Source organism: Rathayibacter sp. PhB151 (assembly GCF_004366415.1).
GTDB classification, from domain to species: domain Bacteria; phylum Actinomycetota; class Actinomycetes; order Actinomycetales; family Microbacteriaceae; genus Rathayibacter; species Rathayibacter festucae.
Genome location: NZ_SOEN01000007.1, coordinates 1,026,557 through 1,039,560 on the forward strand (window position 1 = coordinate 1,026,557; position 13,004 = coordinate 1,039,560).

Below are 13,004 nucleotides of genomic sequence, written 5' to 3' on the forward strand. Positions count from 1 at the left end.
ACCGCCACACTCCCCGGCCGCCGCGACCTGCACGCCAGGCGCGGCGGCCGGGGAGACGGCCATCCGCCGATGGCGACCGACCCGAAGGAGACCCCGATGACCACTGACCGCCGTGTGCTCGTCCACCGAGACAAGCAGACCCTCGCAGGCTCGGTCGCCGCGCGCTTCCTGACGAAGACGATCGACATCCTCGACGACCTGGGCACGGCGAACGTGGTCCTCACCGGCGGGACGATGGGGGCGGCGACTCTCAAGGAGATCGGCGGCTCCTCCGCCGCGGGCAATGTCGACTGGACCCGCGTGCACTTCTGGTGGGGCGATGAGCGCTGGGTGCCCCGCGGCCACGAGGACCGCAACGACGTGCAGGCGGGCGACCTCTTCGAGCGTCTCGAGGTGCCGACCGAGAACGTGCACTCCTACCCCGCGTCCGACGAGGGCCTCGACCTCGACGGCGCGGCCGCGGCGTACGATGCCGAGCTCCGCGCGCACGCGACGGAGGGGCGCGACTACCCGCGCTTCGACATCACCTTCCTCGGCGTCGGCCCCGACGGCCACATCGCCTCGCTCTTCCCGGAGCGCTCGGCCATCCGCCACCCGCAGCCGGGAGTGCTGGCGGTCCGCAACTCCCCGAAGCCGCCGCCCGAGCGCCTCACGCTCACCCTGCCGCTGATCAACCAGTCCGACCGGATCTGGATGGTCCTCGCCGGCGCCGACAAGGCCTCCGCGCTCGGCCTCGCCCTCGCGGGCGCGAGCACGAACGAGGTGCCGGCAGCCGGCGCGTTCGGCCGCAAGCGCACGGTGTTCTTCGTCGACCAGGAGGCCGCGGCCGAGGTGCCGGAGTCGCTGATCGCGCCGAGCTACTGAGCTCTCCCCCGGCTCGTCCGGGAACGACGAAGGGCCCGCCTCCACTGGAGGACGGGCCCTTCGTCGTTGCACCGGCCCTGCGGCCGGCGGTGCTCAGGAGGGGGTCGCGGTGCCCCGGCGGGCGCGCAGTTGCTGCAGCGCCTCCTCGAGGAGCTGAGCGGCCTCGGCCTCGGTGCGGCGCTCCTTCACGTACGCGAGGTGCGTCTTGTAGGGCTCCGACTTCGCGACCTGCGGCGGGTTCGCCCGGTCGCGCCCGGCGGGGAGACCGGACTGCGGGGAGTCGATCACCTCGGGGATCTCGTCCTCGGGGAGGGCCGCCGAGAAGTGGCGCACCGTCTCGTTGCCGAGGGCGTCCCAGTAGGAGACCGCGACGCGCTCGGCGTGGTAGCCCCGGTCCTGCTCGCCCATGGGTCCCGCGCCGACGCGCGAACCGCGGATTGCACTGCCGCCTGATGCCATTCCGTTTACCCCTATGCTCCGGTGTCGAACTTGGTGAGAAGACCGAGCACCACGATGCACGCCAGCCAGACGAGGCCGAGGATCACGGTGATGCGGTTCAGGTTGCGCTCTGCGACGCCCGAGGCACCGAGGTTCGAGGTGACTCCACCGCCGAACATGTCGGACAGTCCGCCGCCGCGCCCCTTGTGGAGCAGGATCAGCATGGTGAGCAGGAGGCTCGTGATGCCCAGGACGACCTGGAGCACGACCTGGAGGATGTCCACGCGGTACCTTTCGAAGTTCTGGCGCGTTGCACGCCTCGACGAGTATAACGGCGCCTGCGAACCCCCGGGGAATCGCGACGCCCTGTGTTCTGTCCGCTGTATACGCGGGACTGCTGGTGAGGGGCGGAGGGAGTGGTCTCGTCGCGGCGCCTTCCCGCGCTCCTACGGAGCGCCCGCCAGACCCGAGCCTGTCGCCGCGACGAGACCACTCCCTCCGCCCGCGCCAAGCGCGAGGCACCCCACCAGCACTTGGGCGGGAAGCACCACGGAGACGGAAGTCCGAGTGAACGACCAGCCGCGCGGCGGCGAGGGCAACCGGCGATTCGCGTGCGAGCGAATCGTCGTGGCCGGACGCAGGACGCTCTGCGGGACGGGACCATCTCGAGGAGCCGACTGCGCCAGGCCGCGCAGGGAGCGGCCTGGACGACGAGAAGGGGCGGGCCCAACGGGCCCGCCCCTTCTCGTCGCAGTAGCTCAGACGCCCACGTGGTTGCGGAACCGCGCGATCGCAGCGAACTCCTCGACCTGGAGGCTGGCGCCTCCGACGAGGGCGCCGTCGACGTCGGGCTCGCGCATGAAGCCGGCGATGTTGCCGGACTTGACGCTGCCGCCGTAGAGGATGCGCGTCTTCGCCGCGGTGTCGGCGCCGAGGATGTCGGCGACGACGTCGCGGAGGGCCTTGCAGACCTGCTGGGCCTGCTCGGGCGTGGCGGCCTGTCCGGAGCCGATGGCCCAGACGGGCTCGTACGCGACGACGAGGTCGGCGTCCGCCGGCAGGCCGGTGAGGGCCTCCTTCAGCTGCGCGACCGGCACCGCGGACGGACCGTGCTTCTCGAGGTCCTCGGCGGTCTCGCCGACGCAGACGATCGGCGGCACGCCGTGCTTGACGGCCGCGGCCGTCTTCGCAGCGATGTCCGCGTCGGTCTCGCCGTGGAGCGTGCGACGCTCCGAGTGGCCGACGATGACGTAGTCGCAGTCGAGCTGCTTGAGGAACTGGCCGGAGATCTCACCGGTGTAGGCCCCGCTGTCGAACTTCGACAGGTCCTGCGCGCCGTACTTGAGCGGCAGCTTGTCGGAGTCGACGAGGATCTGCACGGGGCGCAGATCGGTGAACGGCGGGAACACCGCGACCTCGACGCCGTCGAAGTCGTGGTCGGCGTCCTTGAGGCTCCACGCGAGCTTCTGGACGAAGGCGATGGCCTGGAGGTGGTCCAGGTTCATCTTCCAGTTGCCGGCGATGAGCGGGATGCGGGATGTCACTGCCATCCGAGGACCTCCAGTCCGGGGAGGCGCTTCCCCTCGAGGAATTCGAGGCTGGCTCCGCCTCCCGTCGAGATGTGGCCGAACTGCCCGTCCTCGAAGCCGAGGGCGCGCACCGCGGCGGCCGAGTCTCCGCCGCCGACGACGCTGAGTCCGTCGACCTCGGTGAGTGCCTGAGCGACGGCCTTCGTGCCGGCCGCGAACGGCTCGAGCTCGAAGACGCCCATCGGTCCGTTCCAGAACACGGTCTTCGACGCCGCGACGACCTCGGCGAACCGCTTCGCGGTGTCGGGCCCGATGTCGAGACCGAGGCCGTCCGCGCCGAAGGCGGTGTCCTCGATCGCGTCGGCGGGAGCCGTCACGTACTCGGCGTCCGCTCCGAACTTCGAGGCGACGACGACGTCCGTGGGGACGACGATCTCCACCCCGAGCTCCTTCGCCTTCGCGAGGTAGCCGAGGACGGTGTCGATCTGGTCGGCCTCGAGCAGGCTCTTGCCGACCTCGTGGCCCTGGGCCTTGAGGAAGGTGAAGAGCATGCCGCCGCCGATGAGGATCGAGTCGACCCGCGGGAGCAGGTGGTCGATCACGCCGAGCTTGTCCGAGACCTTCGAGCCGCCGAGGACGACCGTGTACGGGCGCTCCGGCTTCTCGGTCAGGCGGTCCAGGACCTCGAGCTCGGCCGCGATCAGCGTTCCGGCGGCGCTGGGCAGCAGCTGGGCGAGCTCGTAGACGCTCGCCTGCTTGCGGTGCACGACGCCGAAGCCGTCGGAGACGAACGCGTCGCCGAAGGCGGCGAGCTTCTCGGCGAAGGCGCGGCGCTCGTCCGCGTCCTTGCTGGTCTCCCCCGGGTTGAAGCGGAGGTTCTCGAGCACGACGACCTGGCCGTCCTCGAGGGCGTCGACGGCGGCGGAGGCCGCCTCGCCGACGGTGTCCTCGGCGAACGAGACGGGGGCGTCGAGCAGCTCGCCGAGGCGCTCCGCGACCGGCGCGAGGCTGTACTTCGAGTCAGGAGCGCCGTCGGGGCGGCCGAGGTGGCTCACGACCACGACTCGGGCGCCCTCGGCGACGAGCCGCTGGAGGGTGGGCACCGACGCGCGCACGCGGCCGTCGTCCGTGATCGTTCCGTCCTTCAGGGGGACGTTCAGATCGCAGCGGACGACGACCCGCGTGCCGGCGAGGGAGCCCAGTGAGTCCAGAGTGCGGAGCGTCACGGTGTCACTCGTCACGGAGTCGTGACTCAGAGCTTGCCGGCGACGAGCTCGGCGACGTCGACGAGGCGGTTGGAGTAGCCCCACTCGTTGTCGTACCAGGAGGCGACCTTGACCTGGTTGCCGATGACCTTGGTCAGGCCGGCGTCGAAGATCGAGGAGTGCGGGTCGGTGACGATGTCGCTGGAGACGATCGGGTCCTCGGTGTACTTGAGGATGCCCTTGAGGTCGCCCTCGGCGGCGGCCTTGTAGGCCGCGTTGATCTCCTCGACCGTGGCCGACTTCGACAGCTCGACCGTGAGGTCGGTGATCGAGCCGGTCGGGACCGGGACGCGCAGCGCGTAGCCGTCGAGCTTGCCGACGAGCTCGGGGATGACGAGGCCGAGGGCCTTGGCGGCACCGGTCGACGTCGGGATGATGTTGACCGCGGCGGCACGAGCGCGACGGAGGTCGCTGTGCGGGCCGTCCTGCAGGTTCTGGTCGGCGGTGTAGGCGTGGACCGTGGTCATCAGACCGCGCTCGATGCCGAAGTTGTCGAGCAGGACCTTGGCGAGCGGCGCGAGGCAGTTCGTGGTGCACGACGCGTTCGAGACGATGTCGTGGACCTGGGGGTCGTAGGTGCCCTCGTTGACGCCGAGGACGATGGTCGCGACGTCGTCGCCGGTGGCGGGAGCCGAGACGATGACCTTCTTGGCGCCGGCGGTGATGTGCTTGCGCGCATCCTCCGACTTGGTGAAGCGGCCGGTCGACTCGATGACGACGTCGACGCCCAGCTCGCCCCAGGGGAGGTTCGCGGGGTCGCGCTCCTCGAGCACGATGATCGGCTTGCCGTTGACGACGATCTTGTCGCCGTCCAGCTCCACGGTCGCGTCGAGGCGGCCGGTGATGGAGTCGTACTTCAGGAGGTGCGCGAGCGCCTTGTTGTCGGTGAGGTCGTTGACCGCGACGATCTCGAGGTCGCTGCCCTTGGCGAGGGCCGCACGGAGGAAGTTACGGCCGATACGGCCGAAGCCGTTGATGCCGATCTTGACGGACACAGATATCTCCTGGAATGGAAGGGCACCTCGACGGTGCAGTGGAGGGTGTGGATCGCTGCGAGAGCGGCGTCCCGGATCGGGACCCGGGACGCCGGAATCGCTACGACAGTAGCAGGAGGCCGGAAGTGTTCTGGCGGGCCTTCTCGAAGCGCGCGGAGACGTCCGCCCAGTTCACGATGTTCCAGAACGCCTTGACGTAGTCGGCCTTCACGTTGACGTAGTCGAGGTAGAAGGCGTGCTCCCACATGTCCAGCAGCAGGACCGGCACGGTCGCGGCGGCGTGGTTGCTCTGGTGGTCATAGAGCTGCTCGATGAGCAGCTTCTGGCCGAGGGAGTCCCAGGCCAGGATCGACCAGCCGGAGCCCTGGATGCCGAGGGCCGAGGCGGTGAAGTGGGCCTTGAACTTGTCGAACGAGCCGAAGTTCTCGTCGATCGCCGCGGCGAGCTCGCCGGTCGGCTTGTCGCCGCCGTCGGGCGAGAGGTTGTTCCAGAACACGGTGTGGTTCACGTGACCGGCGAGGTTGAACGCCAGGTCCTTCTGGAGCTTGTTGACGTTCGCGAGGTTCTCGCTGTCGCGAGCCTCCTGCAGCGCGGCGAGGGCGGTGTTCGCCCCGGCCACGTACGTCGCGTGGTGCTTGTCGTGGTGGAGCTCCATGATCCGTCCACTGATGTGCGGCTCGAGAGCCGAGTAGTCGTAGGGCAGTTCGGCGAGCGTGTAGTCAGCCATGTGCGATCTCCTGTTCGTGGTCGTCGACCTCAGTGATCCGCCGGGTCTCACGGCCCCTCACCGCTGTGCGGGAGGGTGTGCCGGGGTGTCCTGAGCGACCTTTCCAGTCTAGTGAGAGCCGCCCTCCGCACTCGGAGCGTTTCCTCCGTTCAACCAGGAGACACTCAGCGTTCGTGCGTCCGACGGCCCGTCGACCCGCGCGGGGCTCAGAGGTCCTGGAGCTCGGCGGGGAGGTTCGCGTCGGTGCCGGGGATGTCGAGGTCGGTGGCGCGCTTGTCGGCCATCGCGAGCAGGCGTCGGATGCGGCCGGCGACCGCGTCCTTCGTCATCGGCGGGTCGGCGTGGTGGCCGAGCTCGTCCAGGCTCGCGTCGCGGTGGGCGAGCCGGAGCCGGCCGGCGTAGCGGAGGTGCTCGGGGATGTCCTCGCCGAGGATCTCCATCGCGCGCTCGACGCGGGAGCACGCGGCGACGGCGGCCTGCGCGGAGCGGCGGAGGTTCGCGTCGTCGAAGTTCACCAGGCGGTTGGCGGTCGCCCGCACCTCGCGGCGCTGGCGCAGCTCCTCCCAGCTGGCGACGGTGGAGGTCGCGCCCATCAGGGTGAGCATCGCGCTGATGCTCTCGCCGTCGCGGACGACCACGCGGTGCACGCCGCGCACCTCGCGCGACTTGGCCTGGACGCCGAGGCGGCCCGCCGCCCCGACGATCGCCATCGCCGCCTCGTTGCCGGGGCAGATCACCTCGAGGGCGGCCGAGCGGCCGGGATCGGTGAGCGAGCCCTGCGCGAGGAAGGCCCCGCGCCAGACGGCGGCGAGCTCCTCGCGGGTGCCGGTGGTCAGCCGGTTCGGCAGTCCGCGGACGGGACGGCCGCGCTGATCGAGCAGACCGGTCTGGCGGGCGAGGGTGTCGCCGCCCTCGACGACCCGGACGAGCCAGCTGGTCGTGCGGCGCGAGCCGCCGGCCGACACGATGCTGCCCTCGCTGCGGACGCCGTAGAGCTCGGCGAGGTCGCGGCGGACGCGGGTGGCCAGGGGGGCGGAGTCGAGCTCGACCTCGACCGCGAGGCGGTTCGAGATGATGTGCAGTCCTCCGGAGAAGCGGAGGATGGTCGCCAGTTCAGCGGCACGGACGGTGTTCTTGCGCGAGACGATCGCGACCAGTTCGCCCTTGACATCTGCAGTGAGGGCCACGGAGTCTTCTTTCCTTACGTCGGGTGCGCGGCGGAGCGCGCGGGGATCATTCTCGGCCGAGGTCGCGGTGCGCCACGTTGACGGCGACACCCGGCAGCTCGGCCAGTCGGGCCGCGACGCGGCCGGCGACGGCGACCGAGCGGTGCTTGCCGCCGGTGCAGCCGATGGCGATGGTCGCGTGGCGCTTGTTCTCGCGCTGGTAGCCGTCGAGCACCGGCCGGAGGGCGCGCGAGTAGGAGTCGATGAACTCCTCCGCGCCCTGCTGGGCCAGCACGTAGTCTCTCACCTCTTCGTCGAGACCGGTGTGCGGGCGGAGCTCCGGGATCCAGTACGGGTTGGGCAGGAAGCGCGCATCCGCGACCATGTCGGCGTCGGTCGGCAGGCCGTACTTGAAGCCGAAGCTCATCACGGTGATCTGCAGCCCCGCGCGGCCGGCTTCGGCGAACCGCGCGGTGATCGTGGTCGCGAGCTGATGCGGATTGAGGTCGGAGGTGTCGATCACGATGTCGGCCGACTCGCGCAGCTGCGCCAGGCGGGTCCGCTCGGCGGAGATGCCGTCGAGGAGGGTGCCGCGCCCCTGCAGCGGGTGGGGGCGGCGGACCTGCTCGAAGCGGCGGACGAGAGCTGCGTCGGCGGCCTCGAGGAAGACGACGCGCAGATCGACGCCGACGCGCAGCTCGCGCACGATCTCGCCGAGGTCGGCGAAGAAGTCGCGCCCGCGGACGTCGACGACGGCCGCGACCTTGGGCACGGTGTCACCCGCGCGCTGGGCGAGGTCCACCAGCGGACGCAGCATCTGCGGCGGGAGGTTGTCGACCACGTACCAGCCGAGGTCCTCCAGCGCGTTGGCGGCGGTGGATCGTCCGGCTCCGGACATCCCGGTGACGATCAGCACGTTCTGCTGCTCGCTCTCGGTGCTCATGGGGTCTCCGTGCTCGTGTGGGGTGGTCGCGGACCCTCCTTCGGGGAGGGCGGGCCTCCAGCCTAGGGTGTGGCCCTGAGCGGAGCACCCGGCGGGGGGAGGATCTCGATGCGCCCGCTGCGCGGGCTGCTCGATCAGCAGGAAGCGGCCGTACGGTCGTGGAGCAGCCGCTTCATGCTGGTCGAGCAGGCCCGCAGGGCCGTATCGAGACCCACCCGCGCCACGCGGAGAGAGGTCAGGGGTGCAGGTGCCCGTGGATCGCGGCCGCGAGCGTCGGCCCGATGCCCTTCACCTCCGCGATCTCGGCGTCGCTGGCCTCCCTCAGGCGGGTCACCGAGCCGAAGTGCTTCAGCAGGTCGCGCACGCGCGTCCCGCCGAGCCCCGGGATCTCGGCCAGCTGCGACGAGATGTCGCGCTTCCGCCGCTGGCGCTGGTGGGTGATCGCGAAGCGGTGCGCCTCGTCCCGGATGCGCTGGAACAGGAAGAGCGCGTCGCTGTTGCGCGGCAGGATCACCGGGAAGTCGGAGTCGGGCAGCCAGATCTCCTCCAGCCGCTTGGCGATCCCGCAGAGCGTGATCCCGGTGACGCCGGACTCGTCCAGCGCGCGCTGGGCGGCCGCGACCTGCGGCTGCCCGCCGTCGACGATGAGGAGGTTCGGGGGGTAGGAGAACTTCCGCCGCTTCGCCTCTCCCGTCTCCGGATCGATCTCCGCGGGCTCCGCCGGCTCCTTGAGGTAGGCGAGGCGCCGGGTCAGCACCTGGTGCAGCGACTCGGTGTCGTCGGTCGACTCGGCGATGCTGAACCGGCGGTACTGGTCCTTGCGCACCAGGCCGTCCTCGAAGACGACCATCGACGCGACGATGTTCGTACCGCTGAGGTGCGAGACGTCGTAGCACTCCATCCGCAGCGGGGCCTCGGCCATGCCGAGCGCGTCGCGGATGTCCTCCAGGGCCTGCGTGCGCGCGGTGAAGTCCGCCGACCGCCGGGTCTTGTAGAGCATCAGCGAGTGCTTGGCGTTCTGCGTCGCGGTCTCGAGCAGGGCCGCCTTGTCGCCGCGCTGCGCCGCACGCAGCCGCACGTTGGCGCCGCGGAGGGAGCCCAGCCACTCCTCGAGCGCCTCGGAGTCGTCGGGCAGCTCCGGCACGACGACCTCGCGCGGCGGGATGTCGCCGCCCTCGTAGGCCGCCTGCAGCGCTGTGTCGACGAGCTCGGCGGTGCTCATGTCGAGCTCCTTGTCGACGACCCAGCCGCGCTCACCGCGGATCCGGCCGCCGCGCACGCGGAACTGCTGCACCGAGGCGGCCAGCTCGTCGTGGACGATCGCGTACAGGTCGACGTCGACGTTGTCCTTCAGCACGACCGCGCTCTTGGCGAGCACGGCGTCGAGCGCCGCGGCCTGGTCGCGGAGCTTGCCGGCGCGCTCGTACTGCATCGCCTCGGCGGCCTCGCGCATCTCGCGCTCGAGCTCGCCGATCATCTTGCGGTCGTGGCTGCCCATGAACGCGACGAAGCGGTCGACGATCGCCCGGTGCTCCGCGAAGGTGACCCGGTGCGAGCACGGACCGCCGCAGCGGCCGATCTGCGAGGCGAAGCAGGGCTTACCGCTCTGCATCGCCCGCTTGTAGTTGGAGTCGTTGCAGGTCCTGATCGGGAACGCCTTGATCATCAGGTCGATCGTCTCGTGGATCGCCCAGATCTTCGGGTACGGGCCGAAGTAGCGCGCCCCGCGGATCTTCGAGTTGCGGGTCACCATCACCCGCGGCGCCTCGTCGCCGAGAGTGACCGCCATGTACGGGTACGACTTGTCGTCGCGGAACTTGACGTTGAAGGGCGGATCGAACTCGTTGATCCAGGTGAACTCGAGCTGCAGCGCCTCGACGTCGGTGCCGACGACGGTCCACTCGACGCCGGACGCCGAGGTGACCATCCGCCGGGTGCGCTCGTGCAGGCTCGGCAGCGGAGCGAAGTAGTTGCTGAGCCGGGCCCGGAGGTTCTTGGCCTTGCCCACGTAGAGCACCCGGCCCCGGGCGTCCTTGAAGCGGTAGACGCCCGGCAGGGTCGGGATCTCGCCCGGCTTCGGCCGGAAGTCGACGGTCTGCGTCATGCCCGCGCCCCCGCTCCCCCGCCGGACCGGTGGCCGCGGCTCACGGGAGGATCTCGGCGAGGAAGGTGCCGGTGTGGCTCTCCTCGACCTTCGCGACGTGCTCGGGGGTGCCGATGGCGACGACCTGGCCGCCGCCCGCGCCGCCCTCGGGACCCATGTCGATCAGCCAGTCGGCCGACTTGATCACGTCGAGGTTGTGCTCGATCGTGATGACCGTGTTGCCCTTGTCGACGAGGCCGTTGAGCACCAGCAGGAGCTTGCGGACGTCCTCGAAGTGCAGACCGGTGGTCGGCTCGTCGAGCACGTAGACGCTGCGCCCGTTCGAGCGGCGCTGCAGCTCGGTGGCGAGCTTGACGCGCTGCGCCTCGCCGCCGGAGAGCGTGGTGGCGCTCTGCCCGAGCCGGACGTAGCCGAGGCCGACCTCGACCAGCGTCTTGAGGAACCGGTGGATCGAGGTGATCGGCTCGAAGAACTCGGCCGCCTCGGCGATCGGCATGTCGAGCACCTCGGCGATGTTCTTGCCCTTGTAGTGCACGGTCAGGGTGTCGCGGTTGTAGCGCGCTCCCCCGCAGACCTCGCACGCGACGTAGACGTCGGGCAGGAAGTTCATCTCGATCTTGATCGTGCCGTCGCCCGAGCAGGCCTCGCAGCGCCCGCCCTTGACGTTGAAGCTGAACCGGCCGGGCAGGTAGCCGCGGGCCTTCGCCTCGGTGGTCTCGGCGAAGAGGTTGCGGATGCGGTCGAACACGCCGGTGTAGGTCGCCGGGTTGGAGCGCGGGGTGCGGCCGATCGGGTTCTGGTCGACGTGCACGACCTTGTCGAGGTTCTCGAGCCCGGTGACGCGGGTGTGCTTGCCCGGCACCTTGCGGGCGCCGTTGAGCTGGTTGGCGAGCACCCGGTAGAGGATGTCGTTCACGAGCGTCGACTTGCCGGAGCCGGAGACGCCGGTGACCGCGACGAAGGTGCCGAGCGGGAACTCGACGTCGACCTTCTGCAGGTTGTTCGCGTTGGCGCCGACGACCTTGATCACGCGCTTGCGGTCGATCTTGCGGCGCTTCTTCGGCAGCTCGATCGAGCGGCGGCCGGCGATGTAGTCGCCGGTGAGCGAGTGGGTGTTCTCGAGCAGCGACTCGTAGGAGCCGGAGTGCACGACCTGGCCGCCGTTGACGCCGGCGCCGGGGCCGATGTCGACGATCCAGTCGGCGGTGCGGATGGTGTCCTCGTCGTGCTCGACGACGATGAGGGTGTTGCCGAGATCGCGCAGCTTGATCAGGGTGTCGATCAGCCGGCGGTTGTCGCGCTGGTGCAGGCCGATGCTGGGCTCGTCGAGGACGTAGAGCACGCCGGTGAGGCCGGAGCCGATCTGGGTGGCGAGCCGGATGCGCTGCGCCTCGCCGCCGGAGAGCGAGCCCGCAGCGCGGGAGAGGTTGAGGTAGTTGAGCCCGACCTCGATCAGGAAGTCGAGGCGCGCGCGGATCTCGCGGAGCACCTGAGCGGCGATGGTGGCCTCGCGCGGGGTGAGCTGCAGCTCGCTCATGAACGACTGGGCGTCGCCGAGGCTGAGGTCGGCGACGTCGGCGATGCTCGCGCCGTGCACGAGGACGGCGAGCACCTCGGGCTTGAGCCGGGAGCCCTTGCAGACGGGGCAGGCCACCTCGCGGAGGAACTCGGCCCAGCGCGAGCGCTGCACGTCGGTCTCGGCCTGCACGTACTGCCGCTCGATGTAGGGCACGACGCCCTCGAAGCCGGAGGTGTAGCTCATCTCCCGGCCGTAGCGGTTCTTCCACTTGACCTTGACCTCGAAGTTGTCGCCGTGCAGCACGGCCTGCTGCACCTCCGAGCTGAGGCGCTTCCACGGGGTGGTCAGCTTGAAGCCGAGGTCGCGGGAGAGGCCGTCGAGCAGCTTCTCGTAGTACTGGAAGAGGCCCTTGCCCTGGGTGGTCCACGGGATGATGACGCCCTCGGCGATGCTGAGGTCGGGGTCGCCGAGCAGCAGCTCGTCGTCGACCGACATCCGCGTGCCGAGGCCGGAGCACTCGGGGCAGGCGCCGAACGGGGCGTTGAAGGAGAAGGTGCGCGGCTCGATCTCGGTGAGCGAGATCGGGTGGTTGTTGGGGCAGGACAGCTTCTCGGAGTACGTCGTCCACGCGCCGTCACCCTCGCCGTCGACGAAGTTGATCTGCACGATGCCGTCGGTGAGACGCAGTGCAGTCTCGAGCGAGTCGGTCAGGCGGCCGAGGATGTCCGGGCCGGCGACGAGGCGGTCGACGACGACGGAGATGTCGTGCTTGTACTGCTTCTTGAGCACCGGCGGCTCGCTCAGCTGGATGAGCTTCCCGTCGACCATGGCGCGCGAGTAGCCGCCCGCGGTCAGCTCCTTGAAGAGGTCGACGAACTCGCCCTTCTTCTGCGAGACGACCGGGCTGAGGATCTGGTAGCGGGTACCCTCCTCCAGTTCCATCAGCTGATCGGCGATCTGCTGCACGGTCTGCGCAGAGATCGGCTCGCTGCAGACGGGGCAGTGCGGGATCCCGATGCGCGCCCAGAGCAGGCGCATGTAGTCGAAGATCTCGGTGATCGTGCCCACGGTCGAGCGCGGGTTGCGGTTGGTCGACTTCTGGTCGATCGACACCGCGGGGCTGAGGCCCTCGATGAAGTCGACATCGGGCCGGTCGACCTGGCCGAGGAACTGCCGCGCGTAGGCGGAGAGCGACTCGACGTAGCGGCGCTGGCCCTCGGCGAAGATCGTGTCGAAGGCGAGCGAGGATTTGCCCGACCCGGACAGTCCGGTGAAGACGACCATCGAGTCGCGCGGGATCTCGAGGTCGACATCGCGCAGGTTGTGCACTCTGGCCCCGTTCACCACCAGCTTCGACACCGATTCGTCCAGCGAGGAGACGAAGCGGTGGAAGGAGGGTGAGGGGGTGGTGGAAGGGTCCGTAACGGCGTTCAGGATCGACACCTCGAAAGTGT

11 protein-coding genes are annotated in these 13,004 nt (G+C 69.9%); 1 reads left to right on the forward strand and 10 read right to left on the reverse strand.

What is annotated here, in order from left to right; genetic code table 11:
* Positions 1–96 precede the first annotated feature (96 nt).
* Positions 97–864: a 6-phosphogluconolactonase gene (gene pgl, locus EDF35_RS12320; RefSeq protein ID WP_123704869.1), complete on the forward strand. Its 768-nt coding sequence runs from the start codon at positions 97–99 to the stop codon at positions 862–864.
* 93 nt (positions 865–957) lie between these two features.
* On the opposite strand, the gene EDF35_RS12325 is transcribed toward pgl, so the two are convergent.
* The 10 genes from EDF35_RS12325 to uvrA all read right to left on the reverse strand — a co-directional run bounded on the left by EDF35_RS12325 (position 958) and on the right by uvrA (position 12,921).
* Complete coding sequence (locus EDF35_RS12325; RefSeq protein WP_123446271.1) at positions 958–1,323, reverse strand: RNA polymerase-binding protein RbpA; 366 nt, start codon at positions 1,321–1,323, stop codon at positions 958–960.
* Between the two features lie 11 nt (positions 1,324–1,334).
* Entirely contained in the window at positions 1,335–1,586 is a 252-nt protein-coding gene (gene secG, locus EDF35_RS12330) for a preprotein translocase subunit SecG (protein ID WP_123446270.1), read from the reverse strand.
* Between the two features lie 474 nt (positions 1,587–2,060).
* Positions 2,061–2,852, reverse strand: a complete 792-nt coding sequence (gene tpiA / locus EDF35_RS12335) for a triose-phosphate isomerase (RefSeq protein ID WP_123733086.1) — start codon at positions 2,850–2,852, stop codon at positions 2,061–2,063.
* Entirely contained in the window at positions 2,843–4,057 is a 1,215-nt protein-coding gene (locus EDF35_RS12340; protein ID WP_133962530.1) for a phosphoglycerate kinase, read from the reverse strand. Before EDF35_RS12340 ends, tpiA begins: the two co-directional genes overlap by 10 nt.
* A gap of 26 nt (positions 4,058–4,083) precedes the next feature.
* Complete coding sequence (gap, locus tag EDF35_RS12345) at positions 4,084–5,091, reverse strand: type I glyceraldehyde-3-phosphate dehydrogenase (RefSeq protein ID WP_123446267.1); 1,008 nt, start codon at positions 5,089–5,091, stop codon at positions 4,084–4,086.
* Between the two features lie 100 nt (positions 5,092–5,191).
* Positions 5,192–5,818, reverse strand: coding sequence for a superoxide dismutase (locus tag EDF35_RS12350; RefSeq protein WP_123704313.1), 627 nt, complete (start codon positions 5,816–5,818; stop codon positions 5,192–5,194).
* Positions 5,819–6,024: 206 nt separating this feature from the next.
* The gene (whiA, locus tag EDF35_RS12355) at positions 6,025–7,005 is read right to left on the reverse strand and encodes a DNA-binding protein WhiA (protein ID WP_123446265.1); all 981 of its coding nucleotides are present in this window, start codon (positions 7,003–7,005) and stop codon (positions 6,025–6,027) included.
* Between the two features lie 46 nt (positions 7,006–7,051).
* Positions 7,052–7,927, reverse strand: coding sequence for an RNase adapter RapZ (rapZ, locus tag EDF35_RS12360; RefSeq protein ID WP_123704315.1), 876 nt, complete (start codon positions 7,925–7,927; stop codon positions 7,052–7,054).
* Between the two features lie 235 nt (positions 7,928–8,162).
* Positions 8,163–10,031, reverse strand: coding sequence for an excinuclease ABC subunit UvrC (uvrC, locus tag EDF35_RS12365; RefSeq protein WP_123733083.1), 1,869 nt, complete (start codon positions 10,029–10,031; stop codon positions 8,163–8,165).
* 40 nt (positions 10,032–10,071) lie between these two features.
* Positions 10,072–12,921 (reverse strand): excinuclease ABC subunit UvrA, encoded by a 2,850-nt coding sequence (uvrA, locus tag EDF35_RS12370; protein ID WP_133962748.1) that lies wholly within the window; start codon positions 12,919–12,921, stop codon positions 10,072–10,074.
* Between the last annotated feature and the right edge of the window lie 83 nt (positions 12,922–13,004).

Bases quoted from the DNA above. Each gene is read 5' to 3' on its own strand.
- pgl (WP_123704869.1), top strand. From the start codon at position 97: ATGACCACTGACCGCCGTGTGCTCGTCCACCGAGACAAGCAGACCCTC.
- EDF35_RS12325 (WP_123446271.1), bottom strand. From the start codon at position 1,323: ATGGCATCAGGCGGCAGTGCAATCCGCGGTTCGCGCGTCGGCGCGGGA.
- tpiA (WP_123733086.1), bottom strand. From the start codon at position 2,852: ATGGCAGTGACATCCCGCATCCCGCTCATCGCCGGCAACTGGAAGATG.
- EDF35_RS12350 (WP_123704313.1), bottom strand. From the start codon at position 5,818: ATGGCTGACTACACGCTCGCCGAACTGCCCTACGACTACTCGGCTCTC.
- rapZ (WP_123704315.1), bottom strand. From the start codon at position 7,927: ATGAGCACCGAGAGCGAGCAGCAGAACGTGCTGATCGTCACCGGGATG.
- uvrC (WP_123733083.1), bottom strand. From the start codon at position 10,031: ATGACGCAGACCGTCGACTTCCGGCCGAAGCCGGGCGAGATCCCGACC.